Raw genomic sequence first — 14,982 nt, 5'->3', positions numbered from 1 at the left:
CGGGAACGCCGCGATTTCAGGAGGGCACCATGTTGCACGGTGCGCGAACGAGCCTCGCCGCCCTCATCCTGGCCCTCGGCCTGGGCGGCGCATCCGCCGAATCCGTGGCCACGACCTGGACGGACCCACCGGCCCACAAACCGGCCACCGAAAAGGCGCCGGCCGCGGATCAGAAGGCGGCGGCGCCGGCAACGGCCGCCTCGACCCCCGCGGCGGCGACGAAGGTCCGGCCGACGCCAGCCAAACGGACGGCCGTCGCGGCGCGGCGCGAGCCGGAGCGGAAGGCGGCACGCGGCCCATCATCGACCGCCAAGCGGCTCGCCGCCGCGCCGCGCCGGGCCCGCATCGCCGCGGCGCCGGCCCGCATGATCCGTAGCGGCCCGCAGATCGCCGCGGCGCCTCCGCCTGAAGGCTACGCGCGCTACCGCGCCTACAATTACGGGCCCGGCTATGGGTACGGCTACGCGCCGGACGACACCGACGACCGCCTCGATCGCCTGAGCAGCGCGCAGGCCGCCGGCTACGTCGTGGTCCGCCGCCGGACGGTGCAGTTCCCCGACGGCCGGACCCTGCGGGTCTACCGCCCGGACCAAGAGGGTGAGCCGTTCTGATCTGACACGCCTGCGAACACCGCCCGCAGGGGGGCCCTCAGAATCTTCCCGGCGGGGTTGCGCGGCAGGAGTTCGTCCCGGATCACGATCCGCACCGGGACCTTGAACGCCGCGAGCCGCGCGGCCGCGAAGGCGCGGATCTCCGAGGCGTCGGCACTCGACCCCTCCGCCAGAACCACGATGGCGCCCGGCTCCTCCCCGAGGGTCGGATGGGGCACCGGCAGCACCACGGCGTCGATCACGTCCGGATGGGCGTAGAGGGCGTTCTCGACCTCGCAGCAATAGATGTTCTCGCCGCCGCGGATCAGCATGTCCTTGATCCGGTCGACGATGGTCAGGAACCCCTCGTCGTCGGCGCGGGCGAGGTCGCCGGTGCGCAGCCAGCCCTCGGAGAGGGCCTCGGCGGTGGCCGTCGGGTCGTCCCAGTAACCGCGGACCACGTTGGGGCCCTTCACGCAGAGCTCGCCGACCGCGCCCGGCGGCAGCACGTCCCCGAGGGGGTCGACGATCCGCACCTCGCAGACCGGCAGGGGCGGACCGCAGGACTCGGGATGCGCGAGGTAATCCTCGCCCTGGTGATGGGTGAAGGTCGCCGAGGTCTCGGTCATGCCCCAGCCGGTCCCGGGGACGACCTTCGGCAAGGCCTCGCCGAGCGTTCGCACGAGGTCGCCGGCGGCCGGGGCGCCGCCATAGGTGACGCCCTCGAGACTCGGCAGCGGCCGTCCGGCTTCCCGGGCGGCGGTGGCGAGCTGCCACGCGATGGTCGGGACGCCGCCCGCGCTGGTGCAGCCCTCGGCTTCGATCAGATCGAGGGCCGCGTTCGCGTCCCAGCGATGCATCATCACCAGCCGGTGGCCGCCGTAGAGCGCCGCCCCGAGGCTCGCGTGGCAGCCGGTGACGTGGAACAGCGGGATCACCAGCAGCGCCGCCCGCTGCGGCGCGGACGGGTCGGGCTTGGGCGGGCTCTCGCCCCGGCGCAGGGCGCTGCGCGCCGCCGAGTAGGGATAGGCCATCACCGTCGTGGCGGCCGCCCGGTGGGTGCCGACCGCCCCCTTGGGCTTGCCGGTGGTGCCCGAGGTGTAGAACAGCGTCGCGTCGTCCTCCGGATCGAGAGCGATGTCGGGCAGGGGCAGGTCGGGCAGGGCGGCCCAGTCCCGGACCGGCCCCACGATCTCGGCGAGCGGCATCGCCCGGGGGTCCGGCTCCATCCGGGTGGTGAGGACCCGCTCCAGGGCCGGGCATTCGCCCAGATGCGGGGCGAGCCGGGCGAAGCGCTCGCCGTCGGCGATCAGCACCCGCGCGCCCGAATGCTGCAGGCCGTAGGCGAGCTCGGGCCCGGTCCACCACGCATTGAGCGGCGTCGCGATCGCCCCGGCGAGCAGGGCGCCGAAATAGCTCACCGGCCATTCGGGCAGGTTGCGCTGCGCGATGGCGACCCGGTCGCCCTTGCGCAGGCCGGCCTCCACCAGGGCCCGCGCCAGGGCGGTGGCGGCGCGGGCGAAGCCCGTGAAGGTCACGCGCTCGTCCTGATAGACCACGAAGGTCTTCTCTCCGTGCCCCCGGGCGATCCGGAACAGGTCGCGCAGGGTCGGCGGGGCCTTCTCCCAGATCCGGGTCGGCACGCCCCGGATCGGCACCGTGGCGATGGCGAAGGGTGCGCCCGGGGCGGTGAGCCGCGCCTCGGCCTCGCGGAAGGGCAGGGAAGGCCAGCCGGCGGGGATGCGGGGGTCGAGACTCATCGGGCGATGGTCACGCCGCCGTCGATGACCAGTGCCTGACCGGTCACGAACCGGCCCGCCGCGGAGGCCAGGAACACGGCGGCGCCGGCGATCTCGTCGGGCTCGCCGATCCGGCGCAGGGGCGCGGCGTCCGTGGTGGCGGCCAGCATCTCGGGATCCTCCCACAGGGCCCGGGCGAAATCGGTGCGGATCAGCCCCGGGCAGAGGCAGTTCACCCGCACGTTGGCGGGCCCGTACTCCACCGCGTAGTTGCGGGCGAGCTGGAGGTCGGCGGCCTTCGAGACGTTGTAGGCGCCGATCACCGGCGACCCTTTGAGCGCCCCGATGGAGGAGACGATGACGATCGCGCCGTCCCGCCGCGCCACCATGCCGGGGGCGACCCTCTGGATCAGCCAGTGGTTCGCCAGGACGTTGTTCTCGAGGATCTTCCGGAACTGCGCGTCGGAGATGCCGGCCAGCGGCCCGTAATAGGGATTGCTGGCGGCGTTGCAGACGAGCACGTCCACCGGGCCGAGCCGCGCCTCGGTCTCGGTGACCAGGGCTTCCAGCTCGTCCTTCACCGAGATGCTCGCCGGGATCGCCATGGCGCGGCCGGCGCCGTGCGCGGCCTCGATCTCGGCGACCACCGCCGCGCAGGCCTCGCGCTTGCGCGAGGAGATCACCACCCGGGCGCCGTGCTCGGCCATCCGCAGGGCGATCGCCCGCCCGATGCCCCGGGAGGAGCCGGTGATGAGCGCGACCTTGCCGGTCAGGTCGAACAGGGACATGGCTCGCCTCCGCGCTGCGCAGGGCCGGACACGCCCGCCAGCTTGGTTCCGCGGGATCTGACGGTCGCGACGCGCCCCCTCTCCCGTACGGGAGAGAGTTGGGGTGAGGGGTGCGCGCTGTCCGGAAAGACCCGATCCCTCACCCTGTCCCTCTCCCGCACGGGAGAGGGGACCAGCGCCTCACGCGGCCACCGCTGGTGTCTCCGGACGCCGCCCATCCTCACGCCCCCGCCCGCATCGACCGGCGCAGGCGCGCCATGCCGGCAAGCCACCGTTCGGGATCCTCGGCCCGGCGGCGGGCGTATTCGGCCACCTGCGGGTGCGGCAGGATCAGGAAGCGCCCCGATGCCAGCCCATCCAGGGCGGCCTCGGCGACGGCCTCGGGTGACAGCACGCCGTCGCGCGACGCGGCGCTGGCCGCCCCCAGCATGGCGGTGTCGACGCCTTGCGGGCACAGGGCGGCGACCCGGATCCCGTCCGCGGCATGGGCGATGGCGAGATGCTCCAGGAAGGCCAGCGCCGCGTGCTTGGTGGCCCCGTAGGTGGCGCTGCCGATCTGGCTCAAGAGCCCCGCCGCCGAGACGGTGCCGAGGAACGCGCCCCCGCCTCGGGCGCGCCAGAGCGGGACCAGAACCCGCGCCGCGTGGACATGGCCCATCACGTTCACCGACCACGACCGCGCCCAGCTCTCCGGATCGGCGGAGGTGGCGAGATCCGGATCGGGGTCGCGCTCCAGGATGCCGGCATTGGAGCAGTAGAGCGCGATGGGACCGATCCCGGCCTCGATGCCTGCGAGGGCAGCGGCAACCGCCTCCGGGTCACCCACGTCGATGGCATAGGCCCGTCCGCCGAGTTCCGCCGCCACGGCCTCAGCCCCGGCGCCGTCGCGGTCGAGGGCGACCACGGTCGCGCCCCGGGCCCGGGCCGCCGCGGCGAGCGCCCGGCCGATGCCCCGGGCGGCCCCCGTGACGGCGACGACGCGGCCGGAAAACTCCATGCTCAGGCCCCCGCCCGCTCGGCGAAGCCCCAGGCCGCTTCGGCAAGCTTCGGGACGCGTGCCGCCATGGCGGCGGCGTGCTCGCTCGCGGCGTTGCCCGCCTTGGCGCGGGCGGCCACACCCTGCAGGATGCCGACCAGCCGGAACAGGTTGTAGGCGAAGTACCAGTCGAGGTCGGGCAGGCTTTTCCGATCCGCCGCCCGGCAGTAGAGCGCCACCGCCTCGTCCCGTGTGGGAATGCCCAAAGCCGGCAGGTCGAGCCCGCCGAGCCCGCTGCGCCCGTCGGCCGGCAACTCCCACTGCATCAGCAGGTAGCTGAAATCGGCGAGCGGGTCGCCGAGCGTCGACAGCTCCCAGTCGAGCACCGCGCTGACGCCGCCGTCGCGGGAAAAGATCAGGTTGTCGAGGCGGTAATCACCGTGGACCACGCAGGCGCCCTGCTGCTCCGGCACGGTCCGAGGCAGCCACGCGATCAGCCGCTCGACGTCCTCCAGGCGCCCGTCCTCGGCGGCGCGGTACTGGCGGGTCCAGCGGTCGACCTGCCGGGCGAAGTAGTTGCCGGGCCGGCCGTAATCGGAGAGCCCCGCCGCCTCCGGGTCGATGGCGTGCAGGCGCGCCAGCGTGGCGATCATGCCGGCATAGTGCCGGTGGCGGGCATGGGGATCGAGGCCCGGCAGCGCCCCGTCCCAGTGCACCGCGCCGTCCACCGCCTCCATCACGTAGAAGGCCGCGCCGATGATGTCCGGGTCCTCGCACAGCGCGAAGGGCCGCGGCACCGGGAAACCCTCGCCGTAGAGGGCGCCGATCACCCGGAACTCGCGGTCCACCGCGTGCGCGGAGGGGAGGAGCGGGCCGAAGGGTTTTCGCCGGAGCACGTAGGCCTGGGCGGGCGTGTCGAGCCGGTAGGTCGGGTTCGACTGACCGCCGCGGAACTGCCGCACGGTGAGCGGGCCGGCGTAGCCGCGGACGTGGCCCTCCATCCAGGCGGCGAGCTTCGCCTCGTCGATCCGGTGGCGCGGCTCGACCGGCTTCACGCCGGAGAAGACATCCGCGTCGCTCATGCGCCCTCGCGGGCATTGGTGTAGCGCCCGAATTCCAGCCGGGCGATCGAGCGGTTGTGGACCTCGTCGGGCCCGTCGGCGAGCCGCAGGGTGCGAATATGGGCGTACATCCTGGCGAGCCCGAAATCCTCCGAGACGCCGGCCCCGCCATGGGCCTGGATCGCGTCGTCGATCACCTTCAGCGCCACCCGGGGCGCCGCGACCTTGATCATGGCGATCTCGAGCTTGGCGCCCTTGGCGCCGACCTTGTCCATCATGTCGGCGGCCTTCAGGCAGAGGAGGCGGGCCATCTCGATGTCGATCCGCGCCTCCGCGACCCGCTGCTCCCAGACCGACTGCTCGGAGATCCGCTTGCCGAAGGCGACCCGGGACACGAGGCGGCGCGCCATGGCCTCCAGGGCCACCTCGGCGGCCCCGATGGTGCGCATGCAATGGTGGATCCGGCCCGGCCCGAGCCTTCCCTGCGCGATCTCGAAGCCGCGGCCCTCGCCCAGGATCAAGTTCCCGGCCGGCACGCGGACATGCTCCAGCACCACCTCGCCGTGGCCCTTGGGGGCGTCCTCGTAGCCGAAGACCGGCAGCAGCCGCTCCACCCGCACCCCCGGCGTGTCCATCGGCACCAGGATCTGCGTTTGCTGCCGGTGGCGGGGGGCGTCCGGGTCGGTCTTGCCCATCAGGATCGCGATCCTGCAGCGCGGGTCGCCGACGCCGGTCGACCACCACTTGCGGCCGTCGATGACGTAGTGGTCGCCGTCCCGGCGGATCGACGTCGCGATGTTGGTGGCGTCCGAGGAGGCGACCTCCGGCTCGGTCATCAGGAAGGCCGAGCGGATCGCGCCGGCCATCAGGGGCCTGAGCCACGCCTCCTTCTGGGCGGGGCTGCCGTAGCGGTGCAGCACCTCCATGTTGCCGGTATCGGGCGCCGCGCAGTTGAAGACTTCCGAGGCGATCCCGACCCGGCCCATCGCCTCGGCGCAGAGCGCGTAATCGAGGTTGGTGAGGCCGGCGCCGCGGTATTCCACCGTGTCGTGCTCGGGGGAGGGCGGCAGGAACAGGTTCCACAGGCCCTCGGCCTTCGCCCGGTCCTTCAGCCGCTCCATCGTGGGCGAGGGGGCACGGCTCTCCGTCCGCTCGGCCGCGACCGCGGCGGTGGCCGGCAGGATCTCGGCGGCGATGAAGGCGCGGACGCGGTTCAGCCAGTGCGTCTGGGACTGGGAGAGGTTGAAGTCCACGGTGTCCGCTCCCTAGGGTTTTCCTGCCGGCCAGCGCACCAAGCTGTGCGAGCCGGCTGCCCGCCGTCCCACTGCCTTCACCCGCGGCGCGACGGGCCCCCTCTCCCGTGCGGGAGAGGGTTGGGGTGAGGGACGAGAACTCTCAGGATCAAGCAACCCAGCGACGCGCGTCCCTGGCGCGCCGCCTCCGGACAGACCTGATCCCTCACCCTGTCCCTCTCCCGCACGGGAGAGGGGACCTGCGCTCCAACCCGAATCGAACGTGGATCTTGATCGACCCGGATCACGCCACCCCTCACAGATAGGCCGATCCCATCTCGCTGGCGAAACGCTGCGGCGGCCCCTCCCAGACGATCCGCGCCTGCTCCAGCACGTAGACCCGGTCGGCGTGCGGGAGCGCGAAGGTGACGTTCTGCTCGCCGAGCAGGACCGTGATCGGCGTGGTCTGCCGCAGCTTCTCCAAGGCCTTCGACAGCAGCTCCAGGATCACCGGGGCGAGGCCGAGCGTCGGCTCGTCGAGGATCAGGAGGCGCGGCCGCATCATCAGCGCCCGGGCGATGGTCAGCATCTGCTGCTCGCCCCCCGACAGGGTGCGGGCGCTCTGCGTCTCGCGGGCCTTCAGGATCGGGAACAGCTCGTAGAGCCAGTCGCGCTGCCTGGCGCTCTCGGCCTTGGGGAAATGCTGACCGCCGAGGTCGAGGTTCTCGCGCACGCTGAGGTCACCGAACAGCTCGCGGGTCTCGGGCACCTGGACGATGCCGGCGCGCGCGATGGCGGCGGGCTTCATCGTCGCGAGATCCCGGCCGTCGAACCGGATCGTGCCGGTATGCGGCACGAGGCCCGAAATGGCGTTGAACAACGTGGTCTTGCCGGCGCCGTTGAGGCCCACCACCGAGACGAACTCGCCCTCGTGCACGTGGATCGCGGCGGCGCGGAGCGCCTGCGCCTTGCCGTAGAGGACGTCGACGTTCTCGACCGTCAGAAGCGAGTCGGGCTTGAACGCGGCCTCGGGCCGGGCCGCCGTCTCGATGCTGCCGCCGAGATAGACCCGGCGCACGGTCGGGTCGGCCATCACGGACTCGGCCGAGCCCTCGGCGATGCGCTCGCCGAGATACATGGCGAACACCCGGTCCACGAGGGCCGCGACGCTCTTCACGTTGTGGTCGACGAGGAGCACGGCCTTGCCCTCGTCGCGAAACCCCCGGATCAGCTCCGAGAAGGCCGCGACCTCGCCGCCGGTCAAGCCCGCGAAGGGCTCGTCGACCAGCACCACCCGGGGATCGCGGGCGATGGCCTTGGCGAGCTCGAGCCGGCGCAGATCCGCGAAGGGCAGGGTGCCGGGCCGCCGGTCGACCACGGCGCCGAGGCCGACGCGCTCGGCGATTTCTTTCGCGCGCCGCGCGACGTGGGGATCCGCGACCAATCGGATCAGGCTGTCGGGCAGGAGCGCGAGGCTGATATTCTCCAGCACCGTCTGCCGCTGGAGCGGCCGCGCGTGCTGGAACACGAGGCCGATCCCGGAGCGCGCCACCCGGTGGGCCGGCATCCCGCCGATCTCGGCGCCGTCGAGGCGGATCGAGCCGGCGCTCGGCCGCTCCAGCCCCATGATCAGCTTCATCACGGTGGACTTGCCCGAGCCGTTCGGGCCGATCAGGCCGAGGATCTCGCCGGGCCGCAGGTCGAGATCGACCTCCTTGACGGCGACGAGGCCGCCATAGCGCTTGGTCAGGCCGCGCACGGTGAGGCAGGGCTCGGCCAGGACGGGAGACACGGCCGGCGGGGGTGCCACGGCGACGGTCATCGGGCGCTCCGGAAGGACGCGAGGCCGAGGAGCCCCGAGGGCACGAACAGGATCACCAGCAGCGCCACCGCCGACACCACGAAGGTCGACAGCCCCCCGAGCGGGCGCAGCAGCTCGCCCGCCGCGATCAGGAACACGGCGCCGAGCGCCGCGCCCACGATGGTGCGGCGGCCGCCGAGCACCGCCGCGATGATCACCTGCACGCCCACCGAGGTGTTGATCAGCGTGCCCACCGAGGCGGTGCCCATGTAGAAGACCACCAGCCCGCCCGCGAGGCCCGAGAAGGCGGCGCTCACCGCGAAGGCCGCGAGCTTGTGCTTGGCGACGTTGAAGCCGAGCGCCCCGGTCACCACCGGATCCTGGCCGGCGGCCTGGAGGATCAGCCCCGCGGGCGAGCGGGCGATGGCCGTGAGGATCAGGCCGGAGACCGCCATGAAGCCGAGCGCCAGCCAGTAATTGGTGTCGGCGTCGATCGATATGACGTCGGGGACGGTCAGGCCGATCTCGCCGCCGGTGAGGCCGGAGAAGACCACGATCATGTTCTGCAGGAGCAGGACCGCCACCAGGGTGATCAGCCCGAAATAGGGGCCGCGGACCTTGAGCGCCGGCAGCGCCAGGGCGAGGCCGCCGACCACGGCGAGCACGGTCCCGGCCGCGAGGCAGTAGGGGATCGGCAATTCGTAGCGGTTGTTGAGGATGCCGGCGCCGTAGGCCCCGAGCCCGATCAGGAAGGTCGGGCCGAAATTCACCTCGCCGGCGAAGCCGAAGAGGAGGTCCCAGGCCATCGAGAACACGCCGAAATAGTAGGCGATCGTGAGCAGGCCCAGGATGTAGCCGGAGACATACCAGGGGAGGGTGGCGGCGGCCGCGACGGCGAGGATCGCGATCCAGAAGCCGGGGGTGGTGAGGAGCTTCATGGATGAGCCGCACCAGGATTGATGATCAGGGCTTCAACGCTGATGAAAGAACGCGACGCACCCCCTCTCCCGTGCGGGAGAGGGTTGGGGTGAGGGTCGAGATTGTTCAGGATCGAGCCCGTCCTCGACGCGCGTCCCGCCTTTTCCGGGCGCCGCACGCCCCTCACCCTGTCCCTCTCCCGCACGGGAGAGGGGACCCGCGTCTCGTCTTGCCGCCGCCGCGGCGGCGCACACGCCGTTCGAATCCGGGAGCCAGCACAGGGGAGGGCGTTCATCCCGCGCCCGGCAAAGACTCTGATCTCGAGGACCGCCATCAGCGCCGCCCCAGCAGGCCCTGCGGGCGCAGGTACATGACGGCGACGAGCAGCAGCAGCGCCGGGATGACCCGGTAGGCCGGCGAAATCAGGTAGGCGGTGGCGGTCTCGAGGTAGCCCACCACGTAGGCGGCGATCAGCGAGCCGGTGACGCTCCCCAAGCCCCCCAGCACCACGATCGAGAAGGCGCTCGCGGTGAGCGGCCCCACCGAATACGAAGACACCCCGAGGAACATCCCGAGCAGCACCCCGGCGATGCCGGCCAGAAGCCCGTAGATCGCCCAGACCGCCACGTAGATCTTCGCCATGTCGTGGCCGAGCAGCGTGACGCCGCGCGGGTTCATGGAGGCGGCGAGCAGGACCTTGCCGGCCCGCGCCCGGTTCACGAACAGCCAGAGCAGCCCGATCACCACCCAGCAGATCAGCGCGGTGAAGAGCTCGTTCTTCGGCGTGCGGACGCCCGCGATCTCCACCACGCCCTCGATGAGCGGCAGCACGGTCTTCGGGTTGTCGGTGAAGAAGTAGGCCACCAGCTCCTGGATCATGATTCCCCAGAGCAGCGTGCCGGTGAGCACGAAGATTTCCTTCTCTTCGCGCGGGATCGCCCGGCTGCGCTCGATCGGCGCCACGACGGCGAAATAGGTGACGAGGGCGCCCGCGAGCCCGCACAGCACGCCGATCGCCGCGCCCGCATAGGAGCCGAGCCCGAACAGGGCCGAGGCCGCCCAGGCCGCCACCGCGGCCATGACCATCAGGGCGCCGTGGGTCAGGTTGAGGACGCCCGAGACCCCGAAGATCAGGGTGAAGCCCATCGCGCCGAGGGCGTAGAGGGCCGAGATCGCGAAACCGTCGACGAGGATCTGGAGGCCGATCATCGCGCTCTCCCTGTCCGACTACGGGACCGCCGCCTTCACCGCAGGGGGCAGGATCATGGTCCCGTTGGCGGTCGCCGCCGGCCAGATCGCCACTTGCTTGCCGTTCTGCCACTGGCCGAGGACGCTGGTCATCAGGCCGGGGCCGTACTGGATCGAGTGGGTGAACGGGTCGTCCTTGCCGTAGAACTTCAGGTGCCCGACGGTGCCGACATAATCGGTCTTCTCAAGGGCCTCGACGAGCTTGTCGGCCTCCGTGGAGCCCGCCCGCTTGATCGCCTCCGCGGTGTAGTAGACGGCGTCGTACGCCATGTAGCCCGCGTAGGACGGCGCCCCGCCGAAGCGCTTGGTGAAGGCCTCGGCGAACGGGATCGTCTTCTCGGTGAGCGCCACGCCCGGCAGCGCCACGCTGTCGAACAGCACGCCCTGCGTGCCGCCGTTGGTGTTGGCCCAGAAGGTCGAGGAGGTCGCCTGGCCGCTGATGCCGGTCATGGCGATCGGCACCTGCTGGTTCTGCCATTGCACGGTCGGCTGCACGCCGACATGGGCGATGCCGGTGACGATCAGGTCGGGCTTGGCCGCCTCGATCTTGTTGTAGATCGGCGTGAAGTCCCCCGTGTCCGGCGAGAAGCGGACATGCTCCACCACCTTGAGCCCGGATTTCGGCAGGCATTCCTGGTAGGCGGCGTCGAGCGGCCGGGTCCAGGCGGCGTCCTCGCTCATGATCGCGGCGGTCTTGGCCTTGAGCGTCCCGACCAGCACCTCCTTGGCCGAGTCGCAGACCGCCTGCGCCAGGGCGTGGGAGGTCAGGTAGCCGTGGAAGGTGTACTTGTTCCGGGCGTAGTCCTTATGGACGTTCACGCTGATCTCGTTGGAGGCCGCGCCGGGCGTGATCATCGGCGTCTTGAGCCGCGCCGCCCAGGGCATCAGCGCCAGCACGACCTCCGAGATGTAGCTGGCGATGACGACGTTGACCTTGTCCTCGGAGACCGCCCGCTGGAAGGCGCGGACCGCGTCGGAGGCGGAGGACTTGTCGTCGTAGGTGACGACCTGGATCTGGCGCCCGTCGATCCCGCCCTTGGCGTTGATCTCGTCGGCGGCGAGCTGGACCGCCTGCGGGATCGAGGCCCCGGCGACCGACTGCGCCTCGGCGATCACCCCGATCTTGATCGGATCCGCGGCCCGGACGGGCCCGGCGGCGACCAGCCCCGCCGCGATCAGCGCGGGCAGCATGCGCCGAATCGGGGCAACCCGAGCGGCGGCGCGCACGGTCTCGGACATCGGCGCTTCCTCATCCCAGTGCCCGAATTTTATATTCGCGGGCTTGGGACGGACTGTACCCGCGCTCCGACGGATCACAAGGGGCCGATCGGGACCGGCCGGTGACGTTTGCACCGAGTCGTTTTCCGCCCGGGGTATCGCGGCGCGCCGCCGCGTCCTAGGCTCGCCGCGGCCCTGCGAAGCGCGGGCCCGGCGGCCTCGAAGAAGGGCACGGTCTGGTGAGGAACGCACGCTCGGCCGCGGCCGGGGTTCGCCCCGGACCGCGGCCCTGGAGCCTCGGGAAGCGGCCGGCGCAGGCAGGGGGACCACAGGCATGACCCTGCGCTGGACCCGGCGGCCCGAGGGCTCGACCTGGGGGGATTTCGGCCCCGACGACGAGCTGGGGCGCCTGAACCTGCTCACCCCCGAGAAGGTGCTGCAGGGCGTCGCCGAGGTGCGCGCGGGCCTGACCTTCTGCCTCAGCCTGCCGCTGGACCTGCCGGGCGGCAACGTCCTGAACCCGCGCCGCCACCCGCCCCAGATCACCCCGACCCGCCGCGCCGACGGCCGGCCGAACATGAACTTCCCGGTCTGCGAGGAGGTCGACGGCGCCACCGACGTGATCTGCGACGACCGGGCGCTGATCCACCTGCAATACTCGACGCAGTGGGACTCGCTCGCCCATGTCGGGTCGCTGTTCGACGCGGACGGCACAGGCGCGACGCCGACCTACTACAACGGCTTCCGCGGCGGCCGGGACATCGTCGGTCCGAGCGCGCCGGAGGCGGCGGATCAGCCGTCCCGGGCGAAGCGCCTGGGGATCGAGCGCCTCGCCGAGACCGGCATGCAGGGCCGCGCCGTGATGATCGACCTGCGCGCCCATCTCGGCGACGCCAAGACCAAGGTGGGTTACGACCAGCTCGCCCGGATCCTGGAGGCCGATGGCGTCGTGATCGAGCCCGGCGACATGGTCTGCCTGCATACGGGCTTTGCCGAGCGGCTGATCGCCATGGGCGGCGATCCGGACCCGAAGCTGGTCCACAATCTCTGCGCCGGCCTCGACGGGCGGGACCCGCGGCTCCTCGAGTGGATCACCCGAACCGGGCTCTGCGCGCTGATCGCCGACAACTACGCCGTGGAGGCCTACCCGGCGGGACCCGGTCCCGCCTGCTGCGCGACGCTGCCGCTCCACGAGCACTGCCTGTTCAAGCTCGGGGTCAATCTCGGCGAACTGTGGCACCTGACGCCGCTGGCCGCGTGGCTGCGCGCCCATGGACGGAGCCGCTTTTTGCTCACAGCCCCGCCGCTGCGCCTGCCCGGCGCGGTGGGCTCGCCGACGACGCCGATCGCCACGGTGTGAGCACCGGGGCGGCCTCAGGTGCCGACCGGATCAGCCGAGGGCGGCGGGCGCGGCGGCGGCGCGCGGCGGATCGCCGACCGGCTCCGCGGCCGGCTCCGCGGCTTCCTGGGGCGGCCCGGGACGGAGGACGGCGCGCTCGCGGAAATGCGGGATGGCCGCCTCGAATACGGCCTCGGCGGCGGCTCGGTCGCCGGCCGCCACGGCGTCGCGCAACCGCACCACCCAGCCGTCGAGCCGGGCCCGGTCGGCGAAGACCGGCCGCGCCGCCATCACCCCGTCGATGCCCGGCAGGGCGATCCGGGGCTCCTCGCGGGCGAACAGGATCTCGTTGAGCCGCTCGCCGGGCCGGGCGCCGGTATAGGCGATCTCGATCTCCGCGCCGGGCTCGAAGCCGGCCAGCCGGATCATCCGCTCGGCGAGGTCGGCGATCCGCACCGGCTGGCCCATCTTGAGCACGTAGACCGCGGCACGCTCCGCGCCCGCCCGGGCCTCGCCGTCGGCATGCGAGGCCGCCGTCAGCACGAGGTCGCAGGCCTCGCGCACGGTCATGAAGTAGCGGACCATGTCGGGGTGGGTGACGGTCACCGGGCCGCCCCGGGCGATCTGCGCCTTGAACACCGGCACCACGGAGCCGGCGGAGCCCAGCACGTTGCCGAAGCGCACGGCGATCAGTCGGGTCGCGTGGTTCGGCCTGACCGATTGTTCGGCATCGAGGGCCTGGGCGACCATCTCGGCGAAGCGCTTGGTGACGCCGAGCTGCGAGACCGGCTCGATCGCCTTGTCGGTGGAGATCATCACGAGCGCCCGGGCGCCGGCCGCCACCGCGGCCTCGGCCACGTTGATCGAGCCGAACACGTTGGTCTTGATGCCCTCCTGCCAGTCCCGCTCCAGGTAGGGCACCTGCTTGAGCGCGGCGGCGTGGAGCACGTAGTCCGGCCGGAACGCCGCGATCACCGCGTGCGTCCGCTCCCGGTCGCGGATATCGGCCAGCAAGCCGGTCACGTCCGCCTCCGCGGCCAGGATCGCGGGGTGGCTGAGGATGCCGTGGAGTGCCGGCTCGGAGGATTCGAGCACCAGCACGGCGGCGGCCCCGAAGGCCACGGCCCGCAGGCAGATCTCCGAGCCGATCGAGCCGCCGCCGCCGGTGACCACGACCCGGCGTCCGGCGAGGAACGCCTCCAGGCGCGGGCGGTCGATGGCGACGGTCGGCCGCAGCAGCAGATCCTCGATCTCGAGCGGCGCCAGTTCCGGGCCCTGGACGCCCTCGCCGAGACCGACGACGCGGGCGAGCGGCAGGCCGAGGCGCCGGGCGCGGGCGATCAGGTCGTCGGGGGCCGCCTCGGGCACGAGGGCGCTCGGGGCCGCCACCAGCCGCCGCACCGGCGCGCCGCGGTTCGCGAGGTCGGCGACCACGCGCTCAAGATCGGGGAACCCGCCCAGAACCGGCACGCCGCGCATGAACTGGCCACGCTCGTCCGCCCGGGGCGACAGGATGCCCCGCGGCGCGAGCTTCTTCACGGAGCCCGTCTCGATCGCCCGGAGCAGCACGTCCATGTCGGCGCCACGGCCGAGGAGCAGGGTCGGGACGGTGGCGGCCCGCGCGCTCGTCTGCCGGGAGCGGGTATCCTTGAGGTAGCGGAACGCGAGCCGGGTACCGCCCAGGAAGAAGATCTGCAGGACCCAGTACAGCAGGATCGCGATCTTGCCGAAGAAGTAGAAGCCGTACAGGTCGGACGAGACCAGGACCCAGTCGGTCACCAGGAGCGCCAGCGCCAGGACGCTGGCCGCCCGGACGATGCCGGCGAGATCCTGCAGCGAGGCGAAGCGCCACTTGGTCCGGTAGAGCCGGAACCGGCCGTAGACGAGGCCTGCGAAGACCAGGAACGGCGGCAGCAGCAGGGGCAGGGCGTGCAGGCGCTCGGCGAGCATGCCGCCCTGGAAGCGGAACAGGAAGGTGAGCACCACGGCGGCAGCGGTCGCCGCGAGGTCGTGGGTCACCATCACCGCGGTCTTGTAGAGGCGCTGCTGCATCGGGTGCCGGATGGGATGCC

General features: G+C 72.1%; 12 protein-coding genes. 2 read left to right on the top strand and 10 right to left on the bottom strand.

Features of this window, described 5'->3' with window-relative positions; genetic code table 11:
• Window positions 1–29 precede the first annotated feature (29 nt).
• Window positions 30–611 carry a hypothetical protein gene (locus tag MCBMB27_RS06815; RefSeq protein ID WP_043383130.1) on the top strand — a complete coding sequence of 194 codons (582 nt, stop codon included), beginning with the start codon at window positions 30–32 and terminating at the stop codon, window positions 609–611.
• Here the strand turns inward: MCBMB27_RS06815 and MCBMB27_RS06810 are convergent.
• The 9 genes from MCBMB27_RS06810 to MCBMB27_RS06770 all read right to left on the bottom strand — a co-directional run bounded on the left by MCBMB27_RS06810 (window position 578) and on the right by MCBMB27_RS06770 (window position 11,592).
• Window positions 578–2,350, bottom strand: coding sequence for a class I adenylate-forming enzyme family protein (locus MCBMB27_RS06810; RefSeq protein WP_075380118.1), 1,773 nt, complete (start codon window positions 2,348–2,350; stop codon window positions 578–580). The genes MCBMB27_RS06815 and MCBMB27_RS06810 overlap by 34 nt on opposite strands.
• Window positions 2,347–3,117, bottom strand: coding sequence for an SDR family NAD(P)-dependent oxidoreductase (locus tag MCBMB27_RS06805; RefSeq protein WP_075380117.1), 771 nt, complete (start codon window positions 3,115–3,117; stop codon window positions 2,347–2,349). Before MCBMB27_RS06805 ends, MCBMB27_RS06810 begins: the two co-directional genes overlap by 4 nt.
• Before the next feature lie 220 nt (window positions 3,118–3,337).
• Window positions 3,338–4,114: an SDR family NAD(P)-dependent oxidoreductase gene (locus tag MCBMB27_RS06800; protein ID WP_075380116.1), complete on the bottom strand. Its 777-nt coding sequence runs from the start codon at window positions 4,112–4,114 to the stop codon at window positions 3,338–3,340.
• A gap of 2 nt (window positions 4,115–4,116) precedes the next feature.
• A complete protein-coding gene (locus MCBMB27_RS06795) occupies window positions 4,117–5,175 on the bottom strand; it encodes a phosphotransferase family protein (protein WP_043353020.1) in 1,059 nt (352 codons plus the stop codon).
• Entirely contained in the window at window positions 5,172–6,407 is a 1,236-nt protein-coding gene (locus MCBMB27_RS06790) for an acyl-CoA dehydrogenase family protein (RefSeq protein ID WP_043383145.1), read from the bottom strand. The genes MCBMB27_RS06795 and MCBMB27_RS06790 overlap by 4 nt, the downstream gene beginning before the upstream one ends.
• A gap of 295 nt (window positions 6,408–6,702) precedes the next feature.
• Window positions 6,703–8,208 carry an ATP-binding cassette domain-containing protein gene (locus tag MCBMB27_RS06785; RefSeq protein ID WP_053608294.1) on the bottom strand — a complete coding sequence of 502 codons (1,506 nt, stop codon included), beginning with the start codon at window positions 8,206–8,208 and terminating at the stop codon, window positions 6,703–6,705.
• Window positions 8,205–9,125 (bottom strand): branched-chain amino acid ABC transporter permease, encoded by a 921-nt coding sequence (locus tag MCBMB27_RS06780; RefSeq protein WP_043345981.1) that lies wholly within the window; start codon window positions 9,123–9,125, stop codon window positions 8,205–8,207. The genes MCBMB27_RS06785 and MCBMB27_RS06780 overlap by 4 nt, the downstream gene beginning before the upstream one ends.
• 313 nt (window positions 9,126–9,438) lie before the next feature.
• Window positions 9,439–10,314, bottom strand: coding sequence for a branched-chain amino acid ABC transporter permease (locus MCBMB27_RS06775; protein ID WP_043386828.1), 876 nt, complete (start codon window positions 10,312–10,314; stop codon window positions 9,439–9,441).
• 18 nt (window positions 10,315–10,332) lie between these two features.
• Window positions 10,333–11,592 carry an ABC transporter substrate-binding protein gene (locus tag MCBMB27_RS06770; protein WP_075380115.1) on the bottom strand — a complete coding sequence of 420 codons (1,260 nt, stop codon included), beginning with the start codon at window positions 11,590–11,592 and terminating at the stop codon, window positions 10,333–10,335.
• 313 nt (window positions 11,593–11,905) lie between these two features.
• Between MCBMB27_RS06770 and MCBMB27_RS06765 the strand changes: the two genes are divergently transcribed.
• Window positions 11,906–12,931 carry a cyclase family protein gene (locus MCBMB27_RS06765; protein WP_053608293.1) on the top strand — a complete coding sequence of 342 codons (1,026 nt, stop codon included), beginning with the start codon at window positions 11,906–11,908 and terminating at the stop codon, window positions 12,929–12,931.
• 30 nt (window positions 12,932–12,961) lie between these two features.
• On the opposite strand, the gene MCBMB27_RS06760 is transcribed toward MCBMB27_RS06765, so the two are convergent.
• Window positions 12,962–14,962 (bottom strand): SDR family NAD(P)-dependent oxidoreductase, encoded by a 2,001-nt coding sequence (locus MCBMB27_RS06760; RefSeq protein WP_075380114.1) that lies wholly within the window; start codon window positions 14,960–14,962, stop codon window positions 12,962–12,964.
• Window positions 14,963–14,982: the final 20 nt, after the last annotated feature.

The organism is Methylobacterium phyllosphaerae, assembly GCF_001936175.1.
GTDB lineage: Bacteria > Pseudomonadota > Alphaproteobacteria > Rhizobiales > Beijerinckiaceae > Methylobacterium > Methylobacterium fujisawaense.
This window is presented reverse-complemented; position numbering and strand designations above follow the sequence as displayed.

Excerpts from the sequence above, each read along its gene's own strand:
- MCBMB27_RS06765 (WP_053608293.1), top strand. The coding sequence starts at position 11,906 with ATGACCCTGCGCTGGACCCGGCGGCCCGAGGGCTCGACCTGGGGGGAT.
- MCBMB27_RS06795 (WP_043353020.1), bottom strand. The coding sequence starts at position 5,175 with ATGAGCGACGCGGATGTCTTCTCCGGCGTGAAGCCGGTCGAGCCGCGC.
- MCBMB27_RS06785 (WP_053608294.1), bottom strand. The coding sequence starts at position 8,208 with ATGACCGTCGCCGTGGCACCCCCGCCGGCCGTGTCTCCCGTCCTGGCC.
- MCBMB27_RS06780 (WP_043345981.1), bottom strand. The coding sequence starts at position 9,125 with ATGAAGCTCCTCACCACCCCCGGCTTCTGGATCGCGATCCTCGCCGTC.
- MCBMB27_RS06805 (WP_075380117.1), bottom strand. The coding sequence starts at position 3,117 with ATGTCCCTGTTCGACCTGACCGGCAAGGTCGCGCTCATCACCGGCTCC.
- MCBMB27_RS06800 (WP_075380116.1), bottom strand. The coding sequence starts at position 4,114 with ATGGAGTTTTCCGGCCGCGTCGTCGCCGTCACGGGGGCCGCCCGGGGC.
- MCBMB27_RS06775 (WP_043386828.1), bottom strand. The coding sequence starts at position 10,314 with ATGATCGGCCTCCAGATCCTCGTCGACGGTTTCGCGATCTCGGCCCTC.
- MCBMB27_RS06810 (WP_075380118.1), bottom strand. The coding sequence starts at position 2,350 with ATGAGTCTCGACCCCCGCATCCCCGCCGGCTGGCCTTCCCTGCCCTTC.
- MCBMB27_RS06770 (WP_075380115.1), bottom strand. The coding sequence starts at position 11,592 with ATGTCCGAGACCGTGCGCGCCGCCGCTCGGGTTGCCCCGATTCGGCGC.
- MCBMB27_RS06760 (WP_075380114.1), bottom strand. The coding sequence starts at position 14,962 with ATGCAGCAGCGCCTCTACAAGACCGCGGTGATGGTGACCCACGACCTC.
- MCBMB27_RS06815 (WP_043383130.1), top strand. The coding sequence starts at position 30 with ATGTTGCACGGTGCGCGAACGAGCCTCGCCGCCCTCATCCTGGCCCTC.